Source organism: Shewanella sp. 38A_GOM-205m (assembly GCF_000518445.1).
In the GTDB taxonomy this organism is placed as follows: Bacteria; Pseudomonadota; Gammaproteobacteria; order Enterobacterales; family Shewanellaceae; genus Shewanella; species Shewanella algae.
Genome location: NZ_JADP01000001.1, coordinates 228,740 through 253,717 on the forward strand (window position 1 = coordinate 228,740; position 24,978 = coordinate 253,717).

The 24,978-nt window shown below is 48.8% G+C and carries 23 protein-coding genes and 1 tRNA gene; 13 read left to right on the forward strand and 11 right to left on the reverse strand.

Annotation, left to right across the window (positions count from 1 at the left end):
* Positions 1-13 precede the first annotated feature (13 nt).
* The 8 genes from N512_RS0101010 to N512_RS0101055 all read right to left on the reverse strand — a co-directional run bounded on the left by N512_RS0101010 (position 14) and on the right by N512_RS0101055 (position 11,519).
* Entirely contained in the window at positions 14-259 is a 246-nt protein-coding gene (locus tag N512_RS0101010) for a hypothetical protein (RefSeq protein ID WP_025009376.1), read from the reverse strand.
* Complete coding sequence (locus N512_RS0101015; protein WP_028779110.1) at positions 256-1,587, reverse strand: motility associated factor glycosyltransferase family protein; 1,332 nt, start codon at positions 1,585-1,587, stop codon at positions 256-258. The genes N512_RS0101010 and N512_RS0101015 overlap by 4 nt, the downstream gene beginning before the upstream one ends.
* 490 nt (positions 1,588-2,077) lie before the next feature.
* Complete coding sequence (locus tag N512_RS0101025; RefSeq protein ID WP_028779111.1) at positions 2,078-4,408, reverse strand: leucine-rich repeat domain-containing protein; 2,331 nt, start codon at positions 4,406-4,408, stop codon at positions 2,078-2,080.
* Between the two features lie 934 nt (positions 4,409-5,342).
* Positions 5,343-7,352: an antiviral reverse transcriptase Drt3b gene (gene drt3b, locus N512_RS21915; protein ID WP_051472582.1), complete on the reverse strand. Its 2,010-nt coding sequence runs from the start codon at positions 7,350-7,352 to the stop codon at positions 5,343-5,345.
* Entirely contained in the window at positions 7,343-8,617 is a 1,275-nt protein-coding gene (gene drt3a / locus N512_RS0101035) for an antiviral reverse transcriptase Drt3a (protein ID WP_028779112.1), read from the reverse strand. The genes drt3b and drt3a overlap by 10 nt, the downstream gene beginning before the upstream one ends.
* Positions 8,598-9,299 carry an SLATT domain-containing protein gene (locus N512_RS0101040; RefSeq protein WP_028779113.1) on the reverse strand — a complete coding sequence of 234 codons (702 nt, stop codon included), beginning with the start codon at positions 9,297-9,299 and terminating at the stop codon, positions 8,598-8,600. The genes drt3a and N512_RS0101040 overlap by 20 nt, the downstream gene beginning before the upstream one ends.
* 931 nt (positions 9,300-10,230) lie before the next feature.
* Positions 10,231-10,306: transfer RNA gene (locus N512_RS0101050), tRNA-Arg, on the reverse strand.
* Positions 10,307-10,361: 55 nt separating this feature from the next.
* Positions 10,362-11,519, reverse strand: coding sequence for a flagellar assembly protein FlgT (locus tag N512_RS0101055; protein ID WP_028779114.1), 1,158 nt, complete (start codon positions 11,517-11,519; stop codon positions 10,362-10,364).
* An 812-nt stretch (positions 11,520-12,331) separates the two neighbouring features.
* Here N512_RS0101055 and N512_RS0101060 point away from each other — a divergent pair.
* A complete protein-coding gene (locus N512_RS0101060; RefSeq protein WP_051472583.1) occupies positions 12,332-12,949 on the forward strand; it encodes a FlgO family outer membrane protein in 618 nt (205 codons plus the stop codon).
* Positions 12,949-13,416: an LPP20 family lipoprotein gene (locus N512_RS0101065; RefSeq protein WP_051472584.1), complete on the forward strand. Its 468-nt coding sequence runs from the start codon at positions 12,949-12,951 to the stop codon at positions 13,414-13,416. The genes N512_RS0101060 and N512_RS0101065 overlap by 1 nt, the downstream gene beginning before the upstream one ends.
* Before the next feature lie 284 nt (positions 13,417-13,700).
* On the opposite strand, the gene N512_RS0101070 is transcribed toward N512_RS0101065, so the two are convergent.
* The 3 genes from N512_RS0101070 to flgA form a co-directional block, all read right to left on the reverse strand.
* Positions 13,701-14,132 (reverse strand): flagella synthesis protein FlgN, encoded by a 432-nt coding sequence (locus N512_RS0101070; RefSeq protein ID WP_037473786.1) that lies wholly within the window; start codon positions 14,130-14,132, stop codon positions 13,701-13,703.
* Positions 14,132-14,452, reverse strand: coding sequence for a flagellar biosynthesis anti-sigma factor FlgM (gene flgM, locus N512_RS0101075; RefSeq protein ID WP_025011043.1), 321 nt, complete (start codon positions 14,450-14,452; stop codon positions 14,132-14,134). Before flgM ends, N512_RS0101070 begins: the two co-directional genes overlap by 1 nt.
* 70 nt (positions 14,453-14,522) lie before the next feature.
* The gene (gene flgA, locus N512_RS0101080; protein ID WP_028779117.1) at positions 14,523-15,230 is read right to left on the reverse strand and encodes a flagellar basal body P-ring formation chaperone FlgA; all 708 of its coding nucleotides are present in this window, start codon (positions 15,228-15,230) and stop codon (positions 14,523-14,525) included.
* 187 nt (positions 15,231-15,417) lie between these two features.
* On the opposite strand from flgA, the gene N512_RS0101085 reads away from it, so the two are divergent.
* The 11 genes from N512_RS0101085 to flgJ all read left to right on the forward strand — a co-directional run bounded on the left by N512_RS0101085 (position 15,418) and on the right by flgJ (position 24,959).
* Positions 15,418-16,338 (forward strand): chemotaxis protein CheV, encoded by a 921-nt coding sequence (locus N512_RS0101085; protein WP_025011045.1) that lies wholly within the window; start codon positions 15,418-15,420, stop codon positions 16,336-16,338.
* 144 nt (positions 16,339-16,482) lie between these two features.
* Positions 16,483-17,316, forward strand: coding sequence for a CheR family methyltransferase (locus tag N512_RS0101090; RefSeq protein WP_028779118.1), 834 nt, complete (start codon positions 16,483-16,485; stop codon positions 17,314-17,316).
* Between the two features lie 175 nt (positions 17,317-17,491).
* Positions 17,492-17,890, forward strand: a complete 399-nt coding sequence (gene flgB / locus N512_RS0101095) for a flagellar basal body rod protein FlgB (RefSeq protein ID WP_025011046.1) — start codon at positions 17,492-17,494, stop codon at positions 17,888-17,890.
* Between the two features lie 2 nt (positions 17,891-17,892).
* On the forward strand, positions 17,893-18,309 hold the full coding sequence (flgC, locus tag N512_RS0101100; protein ID WP_025011047.1) for a flagellar basal body rod protein FlgC: 417 nt from the start codon (positions 17,893-17,895) through the stop codon (positions 18,307-18,309).
* Between the two features lie 15 nt (positions 18,310-18,324).
* The gene (gene flgD / locus N512_RS0101105; RefSeq protein ID WP_025011048.1) at positions 18,325-19,008 is read left to right on the forward strand and encodes a flagellar hook assembly protein FlgD; all 684 of its coding nucleotides are present in this window, start codon (positions 18,325-18,327) and stop codon (positions 19,006-19,008) included.
* A 54-nt stretch (positions 19,009-19,062) separates the two neighbouring features.
* Complete coding sequence (gene flgE / locus N512_RS0101110; protein WP_028779119.1) at positions 19,063-20,424, forward strand: flagellar hook protein FlgE; 1,362 nt, start codon at positions 19,063-19,065, stop codon at positions 20,422-20,424.
* A gap of 166 nt (positions 20,425-20,590) precedes the next feature.
* On the forward strand, positions 20,591-21,334 hold the full coding sequence (flgF, locus tag N512_RS0101115) for a flagellar basal-body rod protein FlgF (RefSeq protein WP_028779120.1): 744 nt from the start codon (positions 20,591-20,593) through the stop codon (positions 21,332-21,334).
* Positions 21,335-21,345: 11 nt separating this feature from the next.
* Positions 21,346-22,134, forward strand: coding sequence for a flagellar basal-body rod protein FlgG (gene flgG, locus N512_RS0101120; protein ID WP_028779121.1), 789 nt, complete (start codon positions 21,346-21,348; stop codon positions 22,132-22,134).
* 12 nt (positions 22,135-22,146) lie between these two features.
* Positions 22,147-22,821 (forward strand): flagellar basal body L-ring protein FlgH, encoded by a 675-nt coding sequence (flgH, locus tag N512_RS0101125; protein WP_025011051.1) that lies wholly within the window; start codon positions 22,147-22,149, stop codon positions 22,819-22,821.
* A gap of 10 nt (positions 22,822-22,831) precedes the next feature.
* Positions 22,832-23,923, forward strand: coding sequence for a flagellar basal body P-ring protein FlgI (locus tag N512_RS0101130; protein ID WP_025011052.1), 1,092 nt, complete (start codon positions 22,832-22,834; stop codon positions 23,921-23,923).
* Positions 23,924-23,948: 25 nt separating this feature from the next.
* The gene (gene flgJ, locus N512_RS0101135) at positions 23,949-24,959 is read left to right on the forward strand and encodes a flagellar assembly peptidoglycan hydrolase FlgJ (RefSeq protein ID WP_028779122.1); all 1,011 of its coding nucleotides are present in this window, start codon (positions 23,949-23,951) and stop codon (positions 24,957-24,959) included.
* Positions 24,960-24,978 lie beyond the last annotated feature (19 nt).

Sequence of the window (24,978 nt, forward strand, 5' to 3'; positions counted from 1 at the left end):
TATTCCTGAGTGCTTAGGCCAATAAAGGCACGAGTTCATATTCCAGGGTGTCGGCCAGCCCCAGCCAGTCATGGCGTTGTTGCGAGGCCAACATGCCGGGGACCAGTTGCAACGCTTCGCTTGGCAGCTGTTGCTGTTCCAGTCGTGCTTGCATCTGCTCTATGCAATCTTTCAGCCGCCCGGAGGCCTCTGCTTCTTTGCCGAGCCTGAACGCGGTGGCAGTGTCGAGCAGCTGTTGTGCCAACGAATCTTGGATCATGGTTTCAACTCCTTGTATTGGCAACCTTTAATTCGGGCGCCTGAGAGGCTGGTTTGATAAAACCTGACATGGGGCCGCTTGGCTATGTAGGTTTCCAGGTTTCGCAAGTAAGCCCTGAGGTTGAGATCGGTTGCCACCCTTTGACCATGGCCATCCAGTACCCAGTGGCTGGCATTTTGCACTTTTTGGGTGGTGCATTTTACCCAGGTTTGGGTCATCTCATCCTGAGAAGTCTTGGCAAAGTCATCCCAAAAGGCGTGGCTCTTGTTGTGGCAATAGCAAAAGTCGCAGCCCAGCAGGCTAATTTCACGTCCGCCCAGTAGTACTGCCAGATCTATCGCCGGGTGGATCACGCTGCCATTGGTATAAAGGCGAGTCTTGGGTATCTCTTTGCCCAGCGCATCATAAAGCGCGCTATTGCCATAGGCGTTAAACCTGGGGCCTCTCCAACCATTGAGGATTTCGGGAGCTACCCTGGGATAATAAGCCAGTGCAATGCCTTCGCTGAGAGCCAAAGGCAGGTGGTATTCGCCGATAAGTCCGTCGATGCAAACCACTATGTCGGGGCGGATATTGTGGTGCAGCAAGCCCTTCATGGCGGTGTCGGCGCAGATAATCAGCGGCCTTTGCCGCTGCGTTTGCAACTTGGCCAGGTAATCGTAATGTTCTTCCAGCGAAGGCCCGGCGCCTATGACCAGGGCCTTATGGCTGTGAACCTGCCGCTTAAGCTCAATTACATCGGGGTCGTGCAGCAGAAAAGGGCGATTGTCCTGCAGACGCTTGATTATCGCAGGGTCGGTCGCCTGATGGCGGCGGTTGATATAAGGCAGATTTTGCTCGAGCACCAAGAGATCCCTGAGCCTGGCATTTTCATCACTGCAGAGTTCAAGGTCGGCTATCAGGGCGATATAAGGCTGGGTCACTTTAAGTTGTTCCGGCTGCAGCTCCAGGGTGACGGCCGGATGGCTCAACCATTCGGATTGCTCTGTGTAGCTGAGTACCAGAGCGAAAATGGCCGGGTTGAGAATGTTCACGGTTAGTTTGCAGATGGCCGGATTATCCAACAATACGCTGGGTACATCGCCCATTCCTACGCCATAAAGGCTGACCTCGGTCGCGCCGGCTGGCAGGGTATCAATATACAGTCTGGCTTCTGCCAAACGGTTGTGACGGCTGCTGAGCTGAATGCCATCGACACTGATGGTCTGATTTTGCCCTGTCACCAAGGCCGCATCCAGGCTGCCGGGCGCTTGTTGTTTGAGTATTGCCCCCGCCAGTGGCCATCTGGACTGGATGATTTGCAAATTGGCTGCAAACAGCTCTGTCATGGAGGTTTCCTCGTTGAAGATGGGCTGTGTCAAAACCCAGATTGTAACCCCCCGCCTGGCAGACGATAGGATTTTGACTCTAAAGTTTAAATAATACAGTACTTTGGTACTTAGCGTTTGCCAAAGTCTTAATCTGTACCAGAGAGCATAGCTTCAAATACCCGACTCATTTTAGAGCGGTAAGCACCTTGTTGTATGCCAAGAAGCTGGAAGCTTAATGGCCCTGGCCAAACGGGATTTCCCCTCAATCTGCCTATTAGGGCACATAACACAGCATCTGGCGGCTCAATGCGCAGGCCTTCGAGTGCCGACAGGCGTTTACCGGCTGTAATCCCTTGCGCCGTACCCACCTGGCAACCGCTTGTCAAAAAAATGGCTCTGGTGACTCCATGGCGCTTCAGTGCAGCAAATCGCGTTCCAGTTTGTAAACCTTTTACGAGTTTAAGTCTTACTGGGGTGCTGAGCGGCTCTGTTGAATCGACCTAATAACTTAATCGTCGAGATACTTGGTCTGCTCGGTGTAATTCGGGGTCAGCAAGTTTTGATACAGCTTGGGGTTCATGTTGAAACCGCTGAATTTGCTTATGGTGTAGCAAAGGACTTTCAGCTTGAGCTTTCTAAAGCTGGGAGGGATAGGTTTAAGGAATTTGCAGCAATCGATACTCAAGCGTTCCAGCTTCTCAAGCGCCAACATGGATTCGGGCAGAGACTCAGTGACAAAGTCCTCCAGAGATAAGGTATCCAACTCGCTAAACTCACCGATAAAATCAGGGATAACCTTGATATCGCCGCCTCTCAGAGAAAGCCGTTTTAACGGTAGTGTTTTCAGCTCCATGGGGAAATGATCCAGGCTCTTGTGCATTCCCATCAGTTTAAGGTGATGCAAGCGGGTATATTTCACCAGGGCCTTGGTGGCCTCCAGACCAAACTCATAACACAGGACCAGTTTCAAGGTTTCCAATGCCGGCGCATCGAGTGAAGCCAGGGTTTTAAGATCACTGCGTGAAATCAACAGGGTTTTCAGCCGTGGCAGCGAAACATTGGCAGGGAAATCGTCGAATTTGTTGAGTTTAACTGTCTCAAGCTTGGGGCTACTCGTTAGCAATGGGCCAAGGGTAACGACGTCTGTATTGTGCAGTTCCAGCGAGGTCAACTGGGTAACGGCGGGGCAATTCAAACCAGGTAAAGCCTCCCTTGGGTTTGCGCATCCATCCTCAAGCTCAGTCTCAACTTGGGCTGGGTCAATATTGAGCGACGCTAGATTGTGACAATGCATTAATAGATCGGCGATTTTAGCTGTCGCCAGTCTAGTGGTGAAGGAAGTGAGTCGCTCTGGCTGAGGCAGGTATTGAGACAGCTCTTCCCCCGTGTCCGGCGTGTCATCGTCAGGGTAGTATTTCATCACAGCTGTAGAAATATTGCTGAACAGCTGCCGTTCATTGTCCACCGGGCAATAGCTTAGAATGAGTTCATCCAGGGTTAGTAGCCTGGTCGGTGCAATAAGGCGATGACAGCGGTCGATTTCCAACTTTTTGATGTTTCGTGGCAACAATGACGCATCTATGGTGAGTTTCTGGCCGTTTATTATGCTGAGGCTGTCCAGCGCCGCTATCTCTTTAAACGACTCGGGTATGGTTTCCGAGCTGGTCGAATTAAAACTAAGATTTTTAAGGCTTTGACATAGAGGTAGTTCATCCCAGAAGCCGTCGTCGACGAAATCTGCTCCCCAGATGCTCTCCAGTTGCGAAAACGCTCCAAAAGGGAAGCGAATGCCGGTTAAGTCTCTGGCATAACCCAGGTGCAACTCTTTGAGATGAGGAAAACATGCAGCATGCTCACAGACCAATGCCAGCAGTTTCTTTTCTTGGATCTGAAGCCGGGTTATATCTTCATATACCTTTGGGGCAAAGCGGATATCTATGCCATTAGTGAAAGATGTTTTTTGATTGCCAATAACCGTATTGGCATGGATTGAACTCAATAACGGGTTCTTCCATAGTGTCAGATTATTGAGGTTGGCTAAGGTCAGTTTCTCATCAATAGATGCAAGTTGGGGACAGCATGAGATTTTCAAGTGTTGCAGCTGTGGCAGCTTATCCAGATTAGTACCAAGGCGTTGTAAATCCGGGATTCGGCCCAGATCAATCTTGGTCAATCCGGCCGGTAAATCAAACAGCTCGGCGCCGCAGATAGGGGTATAGTACCAGGTTAGGCTGCTGAGGTTTGTCAGTTGGCGAAAATCAAGATCCAGACTTTCCAGCGGCACAGAGTCAATTTTAAACTCTTGCAGTTTCTTTAGCTTTTCAATGCTCTTGGGCAGTGTCTTGTAATCGCCTTCAATGTTGAGCTTTTCAAGCAGTGGCAGGCTACCGATACTTTCAGGCAACTGTTGTCCACAAAAGGGCACTTCTTCGATGGCCAGAAAAGTCACCGAGGGGAAACGTGCCAACAGCTCGGGTCGCTCGCAGAGTGCCTCCAGTGGCTGACCGGCTCGAATATCTATAATGGTATGTCCCAGCCTCGCATAGAGGTAATCGACATCCAGCTCGGCCGACAGGCTGGCATATTCGCAAAGGACACAGAAGACATCTCTCATATCAGGCTCTTTCTCGCCTTTAATCAGTTTCTTGCGGCACTTGAAGGCATTCTGAATATCCTGGCTCGCATGCTGATTCAGCAGCTTGCGGATCTCTTTCACGCAGTCGGTATCGGCGCTGCATTTACCAATCAGGAAAAGGTCGTTGATGAATTTCTCAGGAAAGCCGTCACTGTTTTTAACAGTATTAAAGTAGTCGGGAAGGGATTCTATAAACTGGGACATAATATAAACAACTTATTGTAGGGTATGGTTATTAGCCTGTCGGCCGCTGCAGATGCTTAATGCTGTAGTTTTATCGTTCTGATTAAGTTGGGCTTAGGGGGACACAGGCCCTGGATTTGGCCTGATTTGCTGTCGATAGTGCGCCGGAAAATGTGGAACGAGATGGATTGCAAGATGCCTGGTAAAGTGCATCGAAAAGTGCACCGAATATGGCATCGACAATTACAGATGGAGTAGCAGCATAAGATGCTGCGCAATGCGAAGAGCTGACTAATTCCATTTACCGATTTTCCTTCCAGTGACCACAAAAGTAGCCCGCACTCAAGCTTGCTACAGGATTTTACAAGAGTTGAAGACCCTTTACAATCAATGGGATAGATATAGACCATTGATACTGAAATGATGTTTATGCAGATAACAGCCTTACAGGCGGTGTGACCGAAAAATCCAGTCAGGGCCGCTTCTAGGACCGGATAACTGAAAGAGCGGGACTGCGGGCGAAGGCAAAGTGTCACCATTCATGATCTGCGTTGGTCGATCAGCAGTTGTAGCGTGATGCGTGGCGGCTGATGTTGAAACCACGGGCAAATCACCAGTAAGCTGCTAGGCCACAGTGACATAAGTATTACTGCCAGCACCTATGCCCACTTAGATGTGGAGAATGTCAGGGCAGAGCTTGGGATCACCACGACCTAATTGTTAGGGACTGATATTCGGGAGTCGAGTGTTGATAGACTGGTGAAAGCGATTACTTTATTAAAAGAAAATGAAAGACAGCGATTATTATCGATTTCGCATAAGAAATTTGGTTGATTGAAGTAGTATGAGAAATTCTCGAGTAAGTGAGCAGGCTAAAATAAGGGTTATGTTGTGTGTGTATCCAAGGTACGAGTACCCAGTATTCATATCCTAGCCTGCTCGGAGTACAAAGCTATCACGAACCGTAAGGGGTTCTCAACTCCTTTTTAAGTAGCAGTCTCTCGATATGTCCTTGAGCCGACTTTCTCCAGTCTATGAACCAGTATTTATCCGCAGTTTTCAAAAACTGATTGAGGCTTAAAGTATCAGCTTCAGATATATTTAAATTTGATATAGCTTGTTTGAAAATTTCTTCCTTTTTTTTAATGCTAATAAATGGGCAGCTCATGGAGTCTAAGAATAGATGTAAAGCTTCAGAGTCATCCTTAATGGACTTGTTTGAAATGATTTTAACTATTTTTCTGGTTATTGCGAATTTTACTTTCTTGTATTTGACATTGTTTTTAATGTAGAAAAGACCTACCATAAGTTTAAAGTAATTTGATGTTTCGGTATTGAATCCCAATAATTCAAATAGTATTTCTTGATCTAGATTATAATCGTCGACAATAGCACTAAGTGCTATAATTAGATTGAGCATCTCTACTTGGTTATGTGAATCAGTTGCTATGGATTTCTTTATTGCCCCCTGAGACTCGTCATGAATTTTCTTTATTACACGCTCTTTTTGTTCTTGATTTATTCTGTTGGAAAGTCTGTTGGTGATTATTATTATCTGACTTACAAGATAAGTACTTCGAACTCTCAAATCCATGTTGTAAACAAAAAATGTTAATTCGAGAATTATTAGTGCAAATCTACATAATCTCTCAGACTGAATTTCATCAATTATTTTTGAGCTATACCTGCTATCCATTTCAGCAACTTTCATTTTTATTAGGGTGAAGAAATACCCTGTGATACCTGAGTAATCAACGTTATTTTCTTTAATAATACACTTTATATCTCGGATTTTTTTGTTTGATATTAAATTGTACCTGTTTAGGCTCTTAATGATGCTTAAGTTGTGGTGAGGCTCATCTTGAACAGTGTTTTCCGATGGGCCTATATTTGCTTCCTGATCGTCAAAAATGTCAAAAAGATTATTCAGCTCATCTTGTATGGACTTTTTTGCTGATGTTATCGGGGTTATGAATGGTATAGTGAAGTGCACAGATTTAGATTCATTTAAATAGAACTTAAAATCTTCCAGTCTATCGCTAATAACTTCCATAACGGTTCGTTTTACGGTTTCCTTATTGAAGAAAAGGAAAAAGTCGTCAACGTATCTTCTGATTTCATAATCCCTTCCTTGATGTAGATTTTTTTCTCCCAGTTCCTTTTTTATGTTTAAGTCAATAGTTTGTAAAATAATTTCTGCAAAAATTCTAGAAAATTCAGGGCCAATTACAATCCCATGGTCTCTACCATTATTACAGTTTTCAATTCTCCTGATGAACTCGGTTTCAAAGCTAAAGGAGTTCCTTAGTTCCTTTTTGTTTTTTTCGCCTCTCAGAGCTTTTATTAACATCCCGGTTGATAGAGAGTCAAAGCATTTTGATATATCGAACTTGTAAAGGTTTGTAAATTTTTTTTCTATTCTGTGGAACTCATAGCTGTCATAGAATTTGTAAAGAAAGTCATAGTTTTTATACTTGAAAAATGAGCTGGCATATTTTAAAGAAACCTCTTCATTGAAGCATTCAACCCCTTCATCCTTATAATCTTTATGTGGACGGCTATAACTCTTCTCATAATATGTTGTAGCAATTGAGTTAGCAAACCTCAAACTATAAGTGCTTCTGTTGCAAAGATGAGTTATAAGTAGTTTATAATCACGATAAAAATTGCAAAATGAGAGTTGATTTGATGGGTGAATAAGATATAGCTTTCTTGATGATGCTTGGCCTTTGTTAATTGTATAAACTAAAGGGCGAGTAACGGCATCACAATTTATAATTTTTTCAATTATACTGTTTTTATCATGTATTCTGTTTAAATAGCTATAAAATCCTTCGTTTGTCAGAATAAATGGAAGTTCATATGGCTGAACGTCAGTCAATATCACACGATTAAAATCGCTTTTCCTTAAAGTGACTTTTCCATTCTTATTCTTTTTATCTTGTGTGTTTTCTGTCATTTCCATATCTCACAAATTTCTTTCAGTTGAAAATCAAAAAATCGATGTGTTACACGACTTTCAAATCCATGCTTGAAATCTGTTGATGCTAACTCTCTTCTTAACTCTATTGGGATTCTTCTTATTCTTTTCCCAAAAAGTGAATTTTTATTTGTAAATAACAAACTTCTTATAAAGACATTTAACTCTTCAAGTTGTTCGATATTGTTTAGTAGTGGGTTATTATAAAATACCCCACCCTTCAAGACGGTTTTTCCCTCATCGTCATTATTTTTATTTTGGCTGTTGTCTCTGACTTCATAGTTGCCAGATAGGAATTTAATTCTATTTCTTAAAGTCCGGTCTCTAAAATGTCTGTGTAAATTGTCGATAGCTTTATTTTTATACGACTTGTTTTGAATGTTGTAGTTTATTAGACTTAATACAATTCTTGTCTTTATTTTATTTATTTTATTTTTAGACATTTTAACTGAGACATGTCTTTTATTTAACTTGTTCGATTCTGAAATAGGGTGAAGTGTATATTGGTATCCTAAATAAGTTACTGTTTCAGTGCTTTTACTTATTTCTTTCTCCTCAGTTTTTTCATTAGCCTCTAGTCCAATATATTTTAGTTCTTTCGTTATAATTGATTTTAGGCTTTTGTCGGAGTTAGTTGAAATAATTATAATGTCATCCACGTATCTTGAATAGTAATAAATTCCATCTAAACTTCTAATGCTCTCATCAAACTCTTCCATAAAGATTTCTGACAGGGGCGAGCTTATAGGCAAACCTCTTGGTAACCCTGCTATTCTAAGATTTTTTATTGTATTTTCTATAATTTCTAGTGACTTCCTAGATAGAATATTATCAGTTTTTATTCTTTCAATTACTTTGCCGATATTTATTGACTCGAAAAATGATGCTATATCAAGTCTTAATATCATCATGTCTGAGCTATCTTCAAATATTCTTAGTATTTGCTCGGATATTTCATGTCGGCTTGAGTATTTTACTCGATATAGTCGTTTGATATTGTCGGTTATTTTCTTTAAGGCATAATAGTCAGCAGCATCAGTTACTGAGTAAATTGTGGTGGTTTTATTATTTCTTGTGATTTTGTGACTAGAGCATGATTTCAATTCATAATGTTCATCTTTAATTTCCTTAGAGATTTTTGAAAGCGATACTTTATATTCCTCTAGGTTTCGACCTAGAGAAAATTTTATTATTTCATGCCTTTTTGTGAGTCTCAGTAATGAGTTTTGGTCAAATGTCTGGTTCAACATTTTTTTCGACTTTCCCCTTGTCTGTGTTGGCAGTGCATTCTTTTATTGGTTGTTTTTCTATAAGAATGTCATTCTCTTTAATAAAAAGCACTAAAGTTAGCAACGTGAATGAAATGTAGATTAGAGATATTGAACAGAAAGCAGAGGGTGTGGTGTACCTTTTTAAACGAAAACGCATCAAATCAGCTATATTCGTAGTGGTTGTTTCGCTACTTATTCTCTCCTCCCGCTTTCTTTCTTTCTTTCCATAATGAAATTCAAAATCCTGATGGTTTTCACTGTTCTTTATGAGAGTGGTGTACTCTTTATTAAGAGCCTCTTTTTGTTCATAATATTCATCATCACTTAAATGCTCTATTTTTCTTACTAATTCATTCAGCTCCTCGCCACTCTTTAACATTTTAATTGATTTCTCAGAGTAATTAGAGAGGGCGATGGCAAGAGATAGCGCAGAAATAATAATTGCAGATATCACTAGGAGAAGATCAATAGTGTTTTCGACAAATATTTTAGAGTTAGAGTATTTATCTACCAAAGTTATGAATATTAGTGAGAATGAAGACGCTGTTAATGAAAATAGTGATAACGAGTTAAGCATTTTATATCTTCTGGCCGCAAAAAAGCGTGCGTAGGCCGTATTTTTTGATTTTACCCTAAGGTTTTCTTTATTTGAACGTGTCATTCTAATTATAGCCTTTGTTTAGCTTTAGCTTCTGAAGTTAAAGTTACAATCGTCAATGATACCAAGTAATTATGAGACAAACATAGCTATTTCTGTACACTTATTGACAGCACTCCAAGGAAAAGCTGTCTGCCTGATACTCTTTATGGGTTTCTCGTTGAGAAATGGTCCATTGGTGCACTCGGGTGATGATTGTCACCCCAAAGCTGACAATGCCTCGAAGGCGGGTTAGGGCTTCATCGCCGTAGCGGTTGGTTTTGACTGCCGGAATACCCGAAGCACAACTGAGTTGCTAAAGATATGCACCTAATTCCCAGGCACAGGCGGAACTGTGACCTTCCGAGGCATGGATGCCGAGGCAGAGCTTACAAGGATGTACTTGCAGCGAGTCACAGGATCGCCTGTGCGAAAAGGACTGTTCTCGGACGTCCTGTCCTTCACGGCGTGCCCATTCGCGCCGCAGGTGATGGTGAACTGGCAGCTAAGCGCAAGTTTATTGGTGAGTTCTGGCTTAAAGCCATGATATCCGCCTTGTCAGCGGCCTAAGGTTGTGGAGCAAATGCATCCATGTACAACGAGCCAGCTCGACATCCCTGACTCGCGCTCGAAAGCATGTTGCAGCACAAGTCTCGCCATGTCACAGGTTCGCCTGTGCGAAAAGGACCGTTCTCGGATGTCCTTTCCTTCACTGCATTCGAGCTTCCTGTCCATCCGCACCGCAGGTGAAGGGTCATTGCTTAGCGAGAGCTAAATCCAAGTTGGTTGGCTACTTTGGGCTTTAAAGCCAAGATGACCACATCACTAACTCAGTTTTTTCCCAAAGAGAAAACTATCAGAGAACAAAATCATTAATTTGAAGCGCCTGGATCGGCAGGTGGATGGTTCTAAAAGAAGCTTGAGACTTGTGCTAGCAAGCACAAGAAGAAAGTAGTGGTCTCCCCACAGGGACTCGAACCCCGATCGGTCGCTTAGGAGGCGACTGCTCTATCCTGTTGAGCTATAGGGAGACGCCAGTGATTATACTGGTTTTCACCCGGATGAAAAGGCTTTGGATTTAATTGCTTAAATCTTAATCGCGATGTCATTCACCTGAATGTTGAGGGCAGCATTTTCACCGCTGAGCACTGCGATGGCACTTTCCTCTGTGACTTGATCTATGGTGATTTTCGCCCGGGTTTCTCCGGCCACGGCGCGCATCTGGTTCATGCGGTCGGGCAGGTTTTGTTGCAGCACGATTTGGAACTGATCGCCAACGCGGATGCCGTTGCGTCGTCCCAGGTTGAGTATCACTCTATCTTGTTGACGCACGACTATCTGTGCCAGCAGCGGTCTGCAGGCCAGTGCCATATCGATATCTTTACTGGCATTGGCCAGCACCTTATCTATGGCCTGCCCGTAACTGGCACGCCAGAATCTGTCGCTGTTGGGGGCGACGGATTCATTTTTGGCAAACTCCCAGGGCGCGGAAATGCTGTAGTTCTGATACCAGATCTGCTCGCCGCTGATCCCATGATAGAGGCTGAGCTGCAACTGAAACAGTCGCTGAGGCTCGCTGTCCCACAGGCCCATAAAGCCGGACTCGGCCGGTTCGGTGGAGATATCTATGATTTGCGGCAGCAACAGATACTGGCTGTCGGTAATTTCACTTATCCAGGTCGGCAAACGGTAACCCCGGATATTGATAAGCTCTTCTTTGATATCCAGCCGCTCTTTGGCGTGCAGGTGGGCAAAACTGGTGGAGGATTGTTTATCCAGCGTTGCCGCTATCCGTTCGGACAGGCTTCGCTGGAAATTTTCCAACTGACCATAACGCAGTTGGCTTCTGTCCTTAATGCTGGCCTGTGGCACCAGGATAGCGGCCTTGATGGCTGAGCTTTGGCACTTGTTATCCGGGCCATCGAGAATATCGAGCCGCATAACCACCTTGAGCTTGTCTCCCTGGCGCATTTCGCTGACCAGTTCGACACTGCTTATCTGCGCCTGACTGGAAAGGCTGAAATCGTTTTGGGTCAAGCGCCCCTGGCTGACACTCTGGGTCGATTGAAAACTGCCACCACGGGAGAGCAAGGCCATGTTGATGGCGTTGTCCATTGCCGCTTCCCGTGCCTGGGTCAAATTGCCATTGATTATTTTGGCTTCACCTCGGGCCTCGGTCCACTCTGCCATGGCGTTCAGGCTGATGCCCAGCAGCGGCAGCAAGAGCAAGGGGCGCAATCTCATAAGACGGTTCCTCAAAATAGGAGTCAGGGTGACGGAATTTTGCCGCCACTTAAACTGGTATCGCTTGCTATTCAAATTTTATGCCAGCGCCATCCAATCACAGCTGATGCAGCGCAGTTTGCGACCATAACTAAAGCGCGGCAAGAGTTTGCCGATAAGGGAACAGAGAATATAAGTTCCCATTGCCTGCCAGTGGGTAAATTGAAGGGGCAGATGAAGGTGTGGGTAATGAAAAGGCGTAGATAAGCCCTTTAAACATCTTCGTAAAAGCCTGTAATAAGCTGCCAGGCAACTGGGTTTGTTCGCCGGTGTCATCTGTTTGTACTTGGTCTGCAGGCCTAGGGAAGGTGCGAATAAGTCCTCGTGGCCTTCTCTTTTGTAGAGAGTGGCTTGCACAGCAATTGGCGTTCAAGGCATCTGACTGAAGGCATGCCGGGGCCTGTCGAAGTCGGATAACGCAGAGAGCCGGTTGCTGTGAAAGCCCCGAAGGGCGTGGTTTACAGGCCTGTCTGTTGTGTTGTGCTTCTTGCAAAGGACTAAGGCCATTTGCTGCGAACCACGCCTTGCATCCAAGCCCGTAAGCCGACGCAGAGCACACATGGGACTTGCTCGCACCTTCCCTAACTTAGGTTGGTATTTTATTTGCATAGCTTTACCCAGTGAAAGGAACTTGGCGCTAATCGAGTTAGCAGTAGTGCTTAATGACAACCTCGGAGAAAGCGCGGCATAAGTCAGGTAGGCCAAGGTTCATGCCAGGTCCAAGAGTCGCCAGGTTCCTCAATAAAGCAAGTGCCCGCCAGGGTACCAGTGGGATGGATATTATGTATAAAGCCCTGTGTATATTGCCTTTACTCTTGCTGCCTGCTTGCAGCATGACTTCGCCGCAACAGCAGGCCGAGGTCAAGTCGCAAGCGGCGCCAGTCAATCTATTGGCGCAGCAATTGGTTGATGAGTTGGTAACTCATAATGACGCTCTCAAGCCGACCCAGCCGCTATTGGTGATGACACCTGTGATGGTGGAAGACATGCAGAGCAGCAATGCGCTCGCTTCACAACTGCAGCAGGGGCTGATGACGGCCTTTCATCAGCGCGGTTTCAACCTGGTGGATTTGAACCTGGCCGATGCGGTGCGGGTAACGTCCCAGGGGGATTTCATCCTTACCCGTGATTGGCAGCAACTGCCGACCGATATAGCGGTGGAGCATGTACTGGTCACCAGCATGAGTCAGGCCAAAGGTGAAATGCTGTTCAACAGCCGAATTGTCAACGTCAACAACAACCGGGTGCTTTCGGCAGCCGGTGTGCGGGTACAGGAGCAAGAGCTGCCCGGCTACCTGGCGCCTTCCAATAAGGTGGTGTCAAAAGAAGGGCTGCTTTATCGCTACGAAAGCCGTGGTGAGGATAAGGGCCGGATAGTGGGAGACAAGTAATGAAGCATTGGAACAAAACACTGTCATTGGCCACGCTGGCGCTGGCGTTAATTCTCGGGGGCTGCGCCGATAAGGACAGATATGTGCAGTGGGAGACTGAGGCGCCGAGCAGTTTTCCCAAGCTGACGGCAATAGGCTATGCCCCGCTGGCCAGCCAACCGGCCAAGGAACAGTCGCAAAAGGTGCTGATGGCGATGCAGGCATCCAAGATTGCTGCTTATCGTGAATTGGCCGAACAAGTCTATGGTCAGCGATTGTCGGCCGACAGCAAAGTCAGTGACTGGATGCTGAAAGGCGATAATATCCAGGCCTCGGTTTCCGGGGTGATCCGCGGCGCTAAGGTGGTGCGCAGTTATCCGGCCGGAGATCATTATGTGACCGAACTGGAGCTGGATTTCGCCCGGGTGTGGGATCTGTATCAGCAGCAAAATCGCCCCCAGCGAGTCAAAGAGATCACTTATTTTTAGGCCGGTAGCGAATAAGTCCTCGCGGCGTTCACTTTTGTAAATTTTGTAGAGAGTGGCTCGCACCTTCAATTGGCATAAGCAAAAAGCAGCCTTGTTTGGCTGCTTTTTTGTGGCCTTTTATGGCTTAAGATGTGTTGCTGAATTGAGGGCTGAGCTTTGCGTTCTGGGTTGAGTGCCCTGGTTACCATCTTGATTTCAGCCTAGGGCAGGGACCACAGGCAATGATTCTCGCTAAAGAGTTGAGCTTACGCAATAAGCTATAAGCAACAGCAGCCGGGTCTTAATCAAGCCTTGAGATCGTTGCCCAGGGTGGCGATGGTTGAGGTTTTACCCTTGCCGTCATAGGTCAGGCTGGAGGCGTTACGGCTGACCTGCAGCGCTTGCGCCAGGCGATTGATACTGGCCATGCTCAGCTCTATCAGGCCGGCATTTTCCTGATTGCGCAGTTGGCAAGCGGCCAATAGTTCGCGAGCTTCACTGACCTGTTCGGCCAATGGTGGCTGACTGAGTTTGGCTTGTTCAGGATGAGAGGAGAGCGCCTCATCTACCGCCTTGACCTCATTGAGCAGGTCGCCCTTGTCTTTGGCCAGTTGCAGCAGATTATCGGCATTGCGATCCAGCAGGGCGTTTTTTTCCTGCTCAATCAAGTTCAGCAGACGCTCGAGTTGAGTCGTCTGCTGTGCTATCAGGCTGGTGATATCCGGGGTATCAGGCATCAGGACCCTTTATTGAGTTCGTTCAGTTCTGATTCGAATTGAGATATGTTGGCTGCCAGTTTTTCCGGGTCAACCTTATATCTGCCTTCGGCGATCGCCAATTTAATTTCGGTGATCTTCTTTTGATCTATTTCCGGCAGGGAGGCCATTTTACTCTGTACTCCTTGCAGTTGCTGCGCCTGTTGTGACACCACAACAGAGTCAGCTTTCTGCGGAGCAGCACCTTGCTGAGCTGTTTGGCTGCTCTGAGCTGTGTTCTTGGGGACTGAACCTGTGTTCACCCTGGGTTGATTTTGCAGTTGTTTAATATCCATAGCCATCTCGGCTCCAGCCTTTTCTCTGATTACCTTGCTGTCTTATCGGCACCGCCAAGTGGAACTTTAGCATTTTTTACATTCGAACTTCCACTTCGCCCACATTGGTGACAGTAGCCTCCAACACTTTGTCTGAGCGAGTGTTTTTTACCCGAATCTGTTCCCCAAGGTTACCATCATGCAGGGCTTCACCAACAGTTTTTATTTGAAACTTCTCGTTACGGGCATAGATGGAGACTCTGTCACCTTTGCAGACAAAGCAGAGATTGGCGGCAAATACCGGATAGTCTTTGGCTATGCGCCGCTTGAGGCGGGTACCTGTGACTGTGGCTATATCGTCAAATTGCGCGCCGCGCAAACTGGTTTCATCTATGTAACGCAGCGCCAGATTTTCCGGCCCAAGCACAGTGCCCGGGGCCAGTGTCTGGGTAGCCACTACCACAGGGTAACTGATATCCACCCGCACCGAGACATAGATTTGCCACGGGTAGCTGAGTTCCGGACTGTTACAACCTATGCGTACCGTATTGTTGCGGCTTATCTCTCTGTCGCTGGCAAGTTCGGCCGTCAAAGGCGAATTGCATCTGGGGGGCTTGAGCCTGGAATCCAGTCGCTGCGGGGTGATGGTAATTTGAGCATTCTCGGCCGCCAGCACTTTTTTGGCAACTGCCTCTTTAGCCAGGCTTTCTACGGCCGATATACTGGGAACAAAGCTATTCTCTGCCGCCACCGCTGGGATGGGCATTAAAATTGTAGCCAAAATGTACGCAAAATTTACTTTCATAATGAACGGGCTAGCTTGTCTCGCCAGATTACACCTATACTTTCAATGATTCGCGGATCCCAGTGCTGGCTTCACCACAGGTTTAGTCAGAAATTTGACTGAGACCCAGTGTCTTGGACAAAGCAAATAGTATGCCTGTCTGCGTGACAGCAGGTATTTATCAATACAAAGACAACAAGGCAGCCTTATGTCGAGCATTCTTGAATCAGTCAACAAGCGCACTCAACTGGTCGGACAAAACCGTCTCGAACTTCTGTTGTTCAAACTCAACGGCAGGCAAAGGTTCGGGATCAACGTGTTCAAGGTTAAAGAGGTTCTGCAGTGCCCACCGCTGACGGCACTGCCCAAGTTGAACTCCTTCGTTAAGGGCGTGGCCCATATTCGCGGCACCACAGTGTCGGTTATCGACCTCAGTGCGGCGACCGGCGGCAAACCCATAGATGATGTCAAGGATTGCTTCATCATTATTTCCGAGTACAACCGCAGCGTGCAGGGCTTCCTGGTGAAGTCTGTCGAGCGGATCATCAATATGAACTGGGAGTCCATCATGCCGCCTCCGGAAGGGGCAGGGCGATACTCCTACCTGACCGCGGTGACCGAAATCGAAGGTGAGTTGGTTGAAATTCTCGATGTTGAGAAAATTCTCGATGAAATTTCGCCGGTTAAGACAGACATCAGTCAAGAAATCGATGAATCTCTCACAATCGACAGAGAGCAGCACTATCATATTATGGTGATTGACGACTCTTCGGTGGCCCGTAAGCAGATCATTCGGGCGCTGTCTTCGTTGAACCTGCAGATAGATACCGCCAAAGATGGCCGGGAAGCGCTGGATAAGTTGAAAAGCATCGCGTCGGAGATGGACAATGTCGCCGATGAGATCCCGCTGATTATTTCAGATATTGAGATGCCGGAAATGGATGGCTATACCCTGACCGCCGAGATCCGTGATGATCCCAAGCTGAAACATATCAAGGTGGTGTTGCATACCTCGTTGAGTGGGGTGTTCAACCAGGCCATGGTGCAAAAAGTGGGCGCCAACGATTTTATTGCCAAGTTCAACCCCGATGAATTGGCATCGGCAGTTAACAAGCATCTGAGTTTATAGTCGCTGTCTGCTGTGGATTTTTATGACTATAGTGAGTTTGATGTCTTGTGTTGCAAATGGGGCTGGGGTATAACGCTGACCCAGTTTTTAAATGGCGCTGCATTGAGTTGCAGCGACGTTTTCACGGATAGTTAGGACACTAAGGTGCCAGATAAATCTCTCGCAGAAACTGAGTACAATCAATTCAGGCTGTTTCTTGAACAGCACAGTGGCATTGTATTGGGTGAGAACAAACAGTATTTGGTTCGCAGCCGTTTGGCGCCTTTGATGGGGAAATATGGCTTGCCATCCCTGTCGGACGTAGTTAAGCAGTCGATGCGGCCCACCGAGCGTCAGTTACGCGCTGAAGTCGTCGATGCCATGACCACCAACGAAACCCTCTGGTTTCGGGACAAGTATCCTTTTGACCTGCTCGGCAATACATTGTTGCCCGGTTATGCCAAGCTGGGGCGACCGTTGAAGATTTGGTCGGCAGCCTGTTCATCCGGCCAGGAACCCTATTCACTGGCGATGACAGTGCTTGAATATCAGCAGCGTAAGCCGGGTGCTTTGCCGGGCGGCGCCATGATTCAGGCCACAGATTTGTCGCCGTCCATGCTGGAGCGTTGTAAAAACGCCGAATACGATAAGCTGGCGTTGGCCCGCGGCCTGTCTGAAGAGCGCAAGCGTCAGTTTTTTGAAGCCCTGCCCAACGGCAATATGCGGGTTAAAGAGAATGTGCGCCGTTTGGTGAGTTTTCGGGCCCACAACCTGCTTGAAAGCTACACCTTACTCGGCAAGTTTGACATTATCTTTTGCCGCAACGTGCTTATCTATTTTGCGCCGGAGGCAAAGGCAAAAATACTGCGGCAATTTGCTGCCGCCCTTAATCCCAAGGGGATACTGTTTTTGGGCGCCAGTGAATCGATTGCCGGGTTGACCGATGAATTTGACATGGTGCGCTGTAACCCAGGCATCTATTATCAAAAGAAAAATTAACCACCTAATTATTTGATTTTTAATTAAATAGTTTGAAAGGCTCGTCAACTTGGACGGGCCTTTTCTGTTTTACCTTTCACCCTAACGGCCATCATTGCCTTATCTGTTATCCTCCACTCTACATCTGGCACAAAGCTTGCTTTGTTTTTGTCGAGTCATTGGAGGAGGCGGTTTTATGGCGATCAGTTTCGATAAGGCCCTTGGCATACATCAATACACTCTGGGCATTCGCGCCCAGCGTGCCGAAGTGCTTGCCAGCAATATAGCCAATGCCGATACCCCACATTATAAGGCTCGGGATGTTGATTTTTCCTCGGCGTTGCAGGCGGCAAAAGGGCGGCAACAGGGGATGAGCATGGCGGCAACTTCTGAAAAGCATTTCGACCTCAAGGCGCTGACAGCCCAGCATGTGCAGTATCGGGTACCGGATCAGCCGGACACGGGTGACGGCAATACTGTCGATATGCAAAAAGAGCAGCAGGCCTTTATGCAAAATGCGCTTGAATATCAGATGTCGCTTGGGTTCCTCGACGGTAAGTTCGCCGGGATGAAAAAGGCATTGAAAGGAGATTAATCATGAGCTTGTACAATATCTTCAATGTTGCGGGGTCGGGAATGTCGGCGCAGTCTGTGCGCTTGAATACTACCGCCAGTAACATAGCCAACGCAGATTCCGTCTCTTCCAGTATCGATAAGACCTACAAGGCGCGGCATCCCATTTTTGAGGCCGAGCTGGCCAAGGCCAATGGTCAACAGCAACAAGGCGCTGCGGTAAAGGTTAAGGGCATAGTGGAAAGCGATAAACCCTTGTTGAAAGAGTATTCGCCGGATCATCCCATGGCCGATGCCGATGGTTTTATCTACAAACCCAATGTCAATGTAGTGGAAGAGATGGCCGATATGATTTCCGCCTCCCGCTCCTATCAGATGAACGTCCAGGTGGCCGATGCAGCCAAGTCCATGCTGCAGCAGACCCTGAGAATGGGCAAATAAAGGGAGACATAGCCCATGAGTGTAAGTTCAGTTAACCCCTTCCTCGACAGCATAAGTGTCAAAGGGGATTCGGAGACCAAGAAGAGCAACAATCAACAGCTGACCCAGGAAGATTTCTTCTCGCTGCTGAGTAGGCAGTTGTCGATGCAGGATCCTTTCAAGCCTGTGGACAACGACCAGATGATTGCCCAGATGGCGTCGTTTTCTACCGTGGATGGTATCTCCAAGCTCAACGAGGAGATAGTGAACCTCAACACGGTAATGACCTCGAGTCAGGCATTGCAGGCATCTGGCTTGGTGGGGCAGAAAGTGTTGATCCCGGCGGGCACCGGCTATGTTTCCGAGGAAGACCCGACCCTCAAAGGGGTGATCACGTCGCCAGAGAAAATGCCTTCCATCAAGGTGACAGTTGAGGATGAAGCCGGCCAGGTAATCAAGACCTTTGATGTGGATGGCAGTGCCGGCGGCAACATAGACGTGGAATGGGACGGCCTGGATAAGGACGGTAAACCCGTTGAGGCCGGTATCTACACCATGAAGGCCAGTGGGGTTGTCGATGGCAAGTCCCAGGATCTTATTGTCAGTGCCTATGCCCACGTGACCAGTGTATCGCTCAACTCGGCCAGTGGCGCCGTGTTGAACTTAAGAGGTATTGGCGGGATCAGACTGGCCGACGTGCTGGCCGTTTCCGAAGTTTAATTCTGTTTCTGCCCCGGCTGCGCCGGACAGTATCTGAAAATCATGAGGTGAATTATGTCTTTTAACATTGCTCTGAGTGGGATTGCTGCGGCGCAGAAAGATCTCAATACCACAGCCAACAATATTGCCAACGTCAATACTGTCGGCTTTAAAGAATCCCGGGCCGAGTTTGCCGATGTTTACGCCAGCTCGATTTTCTCCAACGGCAGAACCACTGTGGGCGGCGGTGTGACCACCACTCAGGTGGCGCAGCAGTTCCACCAGGGTAATCTGAACTCCACCAACAATGCGTTGGATTTGGCGATCAATGGTGGCGGTTTCTTCGTGACGTCTCCCAATGTTGGCAGTCAGGATTACTCTTTCACCCGCGCCGGTGCATTCAAGCGTGATGAAAACGGTTTCCTGGTCGATGCCGCAGGTAACTTCCTGCAGAGCTTCCCCGTCGATAAAGACGGCAACTCCACCTCTGTGAGTTTGACCACTACCAAGCCGGTGCAGATCCCGGATACTGCCGGTAGCCCGCAGAAGACCAATAATGTTGGCATCAGCATGAACCTGGACTCCACCCAGGCCACCAAAGATCCGGCGCTGTTTGACCCATCCAAGTCAGACACTTTCAACAACTCAACCGCAGTGACCATTTATGACTCCCTGGGTAACTCCCACACCTTGACCACCTATTTTGTGCGTCCGGACAATGGCGCCTACACGGGCGAGAGTAACTGGGTGGCTTATTATGCTATCGACGACAAGCCGGTCAATCTGGGCGGCGCCGCTGGCAGCTACCAGACAGATACTGATGGTGACGGTAACCCGGATGGTACAGGCACAGCGCAAACTGCAGGCGGCTGGACTGGCGCCGTGCTCAAGTTCAACGATGTCGGCGGTTATATAGGTTCAGATCCGGCGGTGATCACCACAGAGCAGTTGGGTGTTGGCGGTGCCAATGTTCTCGGCCCTGCGGCGGACGGAACCCAGACGATAACCATAGACTTCAACAACCCGACCCAGTTCTCGGAAAAGTTCAACGCCACTGAATTGACGCAGGATGGGGTGACTGTGGGTCGTCTGACCAATGTGGAAGTGGGTACAGACGGTTTGATCTCAGCCAAGTACAGTAATGGCTCCACCGTGCCTTTGGCGCGGGTGGCTCTGGCGCGTTTCTCCAATGAACAGGGTCTGAGCCAGGTAGGTAACACCTCCTGGAAAGCGAGCCTGGACTCAGGTGCAGCGCTGGCCGGTGAGGCCAATAGTGGCGTGTTCGGCAGTATCCGTTCCTCAACGCTGGAGCAGGCCAACGTCGACCTGACCACTGAGCTGGTGGACCTGATTTCGGCTCAGCGTAACTTCCAGGCCAACTCCCGTACTCTGGAAGTGAACAATACACTGCAGCAGACAGTACTGCAGATCCGCTAATTCCTCCTGCGCAAGACATTGCCGCTACGGCAATGTCTTGCCGCTTCTCCCCGTACATACTCCCAAGTTACTGAAGTTCTTCTGTTGTCACTGCGCTCGATTGCTCATTTTATTGGCACGATGTTTGCTTTTACCTGAATAGGTAAAAAGATTGACGGAGCAGCAGGTGGACAAACTTCTCTATGTCGCCATGACTGGCGCCAAACAAAACATGAATGCGCTGGCGGTTCGGGGTAACAACCTGGCCAATGCCAACACAGATGGTTTCAAGTCAGACATGGCTCAGGCCCGTGCGATGCAAGCCTTCGGTGAAGGATTGCCTACCCGGGTGTTTGCCATGACAGAGTCGCCCTCGGCCAACTTTCAGTCCGGCCCTATCAAATCGACCGGGCGGGATCTGGACATAGCCATCAAAGATCAGGGCTGGATTGCGGTGCAGGCAGCCGATGGCAGCGAGGCCTATACCCGCTCCGGCAGTCTGAGTTTTGACACCACAGGTTTACTGCGTAACGACAGGGGCAACCCGGTAATGGGCGATAACGGCCCGATAGTGCTGCCGTTGCCGATAGACAAAATCCAGATTGCCACCGACGGCACCATCTCCATTCGTCCTCAGGGCGCAACCGCCGAGGTGATTGAAGAGGTGGGCCGCATCAAACTGGTCAACCCGGGCAATCAGAACCTGATGCGCGGTGAAGATGGTTTGTTCCGCACTCTGGACGGCAATCCGGCCGCCGCCGATCCCTTTGTGAATGTGGAAAGCGGCGCTGTGGAAGGCAGCAATGTCAATGCCGTGGATGAAATGGTCAACCTGATTGAGCTGCAACGTCAGTTTGAGCTGCAGGTAAAAATGATGAAAACCGCAGAAGAGAACGACAAGTCGTCCGCTTCATTGATGCGCATTAGCTAGGAGTAATTGATATGCATCCCGCGTTATGGATAAGTAAGACTGGGCTAGATGCCCAGCAAACAGACATCTCGGTGATTTCAAATAACGTCGCTAATGCCAGCACCATAGGCTACAAAAAGGGCCGGGCGATATTTGAAGACTTACTGTACCAGACGGTCAATCAGGCCGGTGGTATCAGTGCTTCCAACACCAAGCTGCCCAATGGCCTTAACCTGGGCGCAGGTACCAAGGTGGTGGCCACCCAGAAGATTTTCTCCCAGGGTAATCTGCAAACCACAGATAACGCGCTGGACATGATGATTGAAGGCCCGGGATTCTTTGAAATCCAGCTGCCTGATGGCACCACGGCTTACACTCGTAACGGCCAGTTTACTCGGGATGATACCGGCCAGATAGTGACTTCCGGCGCCGGCTATGTGTTGCAGCCCGCCATTACCATTCCGGACGATGCCACCAGTATCACCGTTTCCGCCGAAGGTGAAGTGTCGGTTAAAACCCCGGGCGCCGCCGAAAACCAGGTGGTGGGCCAGCTGACCATCTCTGATTTCATCAATCCGTCCGGCCTGGATCCCATAGGGCAAAACCTCTATCTGGAGACGGGCGCCAGCGGTACCCCAATTCAGGGCACGGCTTCGCTCGACGGTTTGGGCTCCATTCGTCAGGGCTCGCTGGAAACCTCCAACGTGAACGTGACCGAAGAGCTGGTTAACCTGATTGAGAGTCAGCGGATTTACGAAATGAACTCCAAAGTCATTTCGGCCGTAGACCAGATGCTGGCCTACGTGAACCAGAATCTGTGATGAGGTGATGTGATGAAACCCTTGTTCCTTATCATTCCGGCTTTGTTTCTGGGGGCTTGCACTGCTACCCAGAATAAACCCATAGCCGATGATCCCTATTATGCGCCTGTGTATCCCGAAGCACCGCCAACCCGGATAGCCCCGACCGGCTCTATTTATCAGGATAGCCAGGCGTCTTCGCTCTACTCGGATCTGCGGGCGCACAGGGTAGGGGACATCATCACTGTGGTGCTGGTGGAGTCAACCCAGGCGAAGAAAAGCGTCGGCAACAAGATCAAGAAAGGCTCGGACATGTCGGTGAACCCGCTCTATATGGGCGGCAGCAATGTCACCATCAAGGGCAATCCGCTGGATTTCCGTTACGGCGACAGCATGGATACCAATCGTGAGGCCGATGCCGATCAGAGCAACAGCCTCTCCGGACAGATCTCGGCCAACGTGATGCAGGTGCTGGGCAATGGCAACCTGGTTATTCGCGGTGAAAAGTGGATCACCATCAACAATGGCGACGAGTTTATCCGGGTAACCGGCATTATTCGGCCGCAGGATATTACTCCCGAGAACACCATAGATTCGCCCAAAGTCGCCAATGCCCGTATTCAATACAGCGGTACCGGCACCTTTGCCGATTCGCAAAAGGTGGGCTGGCTGAGCCAGTTCTTCCTCTCTGACTGGTGGCCTTTCTGAGGATAAGCTCATGAAAATCAAATTAATCATGGCACTTGCCTGTTTGCTGGTTTCCCTGCCGGGACAGGCCGAGCGCATCAAGGATATCGCCGATATCCAAGGGGTCAGGGATAACCAGTTGATAGGCTACGGTCTGGTGGTCGGTTTGCCGGGCACCGGGGAGAAGACCCGTTACACGGAGCAGACCTTCAAGACCATGCTGAAGAATTTCGGCATCAATTTGCCGGATAACTTCAGGCCCAAGATCAAGAATATTGCCGTGGTGGCAGTGCATGCCGATATGCCACCCTTTATCAAGCCAGGACAAACCCTGGATGTGACGGTATCGAGCCTGGGTGAAGCCAAGAGCCTGCGCGGCGGCACTCTGCTGCAGACTTTCCTCAAAGGAGTGGACGGCAATGTTTACGCCATCGCCCAGGGCAGTCTGGTGGTTAGCGGTTTCAGTGCCGAGGGCCTGGATGGCTCCAAGGTTATCCAGAACACGCCAACCGTGGGCCGCATTCCCAACGGCGGCATAGTCGAGCGTGAAGTGGCCAGCCCCTTCGGTAATGGCGATCACCTGACTTTTAACCTGCACAGAGCCGATTTCTCCACCGCCAAGCGCACCGCCGATGCCATTAATGGCTTACTCGGCCCGGGTATGGCACGGGCGCTCGATGCTTCTTCCATTCAGGTCAGTGCCCCCAGAGATGTGTCGCAGCGGGTATCTTTCCTGGCCACCCTGGAAAATATTCAGGTTGAGCCTGCCGATGAATCGGCCAAGGTGATAGTCAACTCCCGCACCGGCACCATAGTGGTCGGCAAGGACGTAAAACTCCTGCCGGCGGCTGTGACCCATGGCGGCCTTACCGTCACCATTGCCGAAGCGACTCAGGTTTCTCAGCCCAACGCCCTGGCCGGTGGCCAGACTGCGGTGACCAGCAACAGCACCATAGATGTGGCTCAGGACAATAGACGTATGTTTATGTTCAACCCGGGCACTTCCCTCGATGAGTTGGTGCGGGCGGTGAATATGGTCGGCGCGGCGCCATCGGATGTGTTGGCCATCCTCGAAGCCTTAAAGATGGCAGGGGCTTTGCATGGTGAACTCATCATCATCTGATTAATGGCACATTGGTTTATCGACTATGAACAAAATGGCTGATGCTTCGCAATTTCTGGATCTCGGAGGGCTGGACAAGCTCAGAGCCCAGGCGCAGCAGGATCAAAAGGCGGCGCTCAAGGAAGTCGCGCAGCAGTTTGAAGGCATCTTTGTGCAGATGTTGATGAAAAGCATGCGTGATGCCAATGCGATATTTGAATCCGACAGCCCGATGAACAGCCAGTACACCAAGTTCTACGAGCAGATGCACGATCAGCAGATGTCGGTGGAGCTGTCGTCCAAAGGTATGTTGGGGCTGGCGGATCTCATGGTGCAGCAGTTGTCACCTGAAAACTCCGACATTACCCCGGCCTCAGTGCTCCGCGGTGATGTCGATAACCGCAGTGTCGCGGCCTTAAACGGCGGCCAGACGGAGAAGATATCCGGTGTTGAAGCTGAAACGGCCAAAGCCTCCGCGCTGCCAAGCAATGACAGCCTGCAGCAGGTATTGAGCGGCAAAGTATTGCCGTCATGGCGGCAGGCGCGGCCGGCCATCGGCAGCCAGGAAGAATTCGTCAAACAACTCTATCCTCATGCCAAGGCCGCTGCCGATGCTTTGGGGACTCAACCCGAAGTGCTGCTGGCGCAATCGGCTCTGGAAACCGGCTGGGGCCAGAAAATGGTCCGTGGCCATAAAGGCGAGTCCAGCAACAACCTGTTCAACATCAAGGCCGACAGGCGTTGGCAGGGCGAGAAAGCGGCAGTGTCTACCCTGGAATATGAGCAGGGCACTGCTGTGCGGCAAAAGGCGGACTTCCGGGTATATGACAGTTTTGAGCAGAGCTTTAACGACTTTGTCAGCTTTATTTCCGACAACGATCGTTATAGCCAGGCGCGCAAGATGGCCGCCAATCCCGGCGAATTTATCAAGGCACTGGCCGAGGCGGGATACGCCACGGATCCTCAATATGCCAACAAGGTGATGAAAGTGCTGGATACCATCAAGGCCGATTTTGGCCAATTGTTGCAGGAGTTCGGCTCAAAGCCGGGCCAGTAAAGGTGCAGGAGCGATAACC

Coding starts and splice junctions, on each gene's coding strand:
- N512_RS0101010 (WP_025009376.1), bottom strand. CDS start 259: ATGATCCAAGATTCGTTGGCACAACAGCTGCTCGACACTGCCACCGCG.
- N512_RS0101015 (WP_028779110.1), bottom strand. CDS start 1,587: ATGACAGAGCTGTTTGCAGCCAATTTGCAAATCATCCAGTCCAGATGG.
- N512_RS0101025 (WP_028779111.1), bottom strand. CDS start 4,408: ATGTCCCAGTTTATAGAATCCCTTCCCGACTACTTTAATACTGTTAAA.
- drt3b (WP_051472582.1), bottom strand. CDS start 7,352: ATGGAAATGACAGAAAACACACAAGATAAAAAGAATAAGAATGGAAAA.
- drt3a (WP_028779112.1), bottom strand. CDS start 8,617: ATGTTGAACCAGACATTTGACCAAAACTCATTACTGAGACTCACAAAA.
- N512_RS0101040 (WP_028779113.1), bottom strand. CDS start 9,299: ATGACACGTTCAAATAAAGAAAACCTTAGGGTAAAATCAAAAAATACG.
- N512_RS0101055 (WP_028779114.1), bottom strand. CDS start 11,519: ATGAGATTGCGCCCCTTGCTCTTGCTGCCGCTGCTGGGCATCAGCCTG.
- N512_RS0101060 (WP_051472583.1), top strand. CDS start 12,332: ATGGATATTATGTATAAAGCCCTGTGTATATTGCCTTTACTCTTGCTG.
- N512_RS0101065 (WP_051472584.1), top strand. CDS start 12,949: ATGAAGCATTGGAACAAAACACTGTCATTGGCCACGCTGGCGCTGGCG.
- N512_RS0101070 (WP_037473786.1), bottom strand. CDS start 14,132: ATGCCTGATACCCCGGATATCACCAGCCTGATAGCACAGCAGACGACT.
- flgM (WP_025011043.1), bottom strand. CDS start 14,452: ATGGCTATGGATATTAAACAACTGCAAAATCAACCCAGGGTGAACACA.
- flgA (WP_028779117.1), bottom strand. CDS start 15,230: ATGAAAGTAAATTTTGCGTACATTTTGGCTACAATTTTAATGCCCATC.
- N512_RS0101085 (WP_025011045.1), top strand. CDS start 15,418: ATGTCGAGCATTCTTGAATCAGTCAACAAGCGCACTCAACTGGTCGGA.
- flgB (WP_025011046.1), top strand. CDS start 17,492: ATGGCGATCAGTTTCGATAAGGCCCTTGGCATACATCAATACACTCTG.
- flgC (WP_025011047.1), top strand. CDS start 17,893: ATGAGCTTGTACAATATCTTCAATGTTGCGGGGTCGGGAATGTCGGCG.
- flgD (WP_025011048.1), top strand. CDS start 18,325: ATGAGTGTAAGTTCAGTTAACCCCTTCCTCGACAGCATAAGTGTCAAA.
- flgE (WP_028779119.1), top strand. CDS start 19,063: ATGTCTTTTAACATTGCTCTGAGTGGGATTGCTGCGGCGCAGAAAGAT.
- flgG (WP_028779121.1), top strand. CDS start 21,346: ATGCATCCCGCGTTATGGATAAGTAAGACTGGGCTAGATGCCCAGCAA.
- flgH (WP_025011051.1), top strand. CDS start 22,147: ATGAAACCCTTGTTCCTTATCATTCCGGCTTTGTTTCTGGGGGCTTGC.
- N512_RS0101130 (WP_025011052.1), top strand. CDS start 22,832: ATGAAAATCAAATTAATCATGGCACTTGCCTGTTTGCTGGTTTCCCTG.
- flgJ (WP_028779122.1), top strand. CDS start 23,949: ATGAACAAAATGGCTGATGCTTCGCAATTTCTGGATCTCGGAGGGCTG.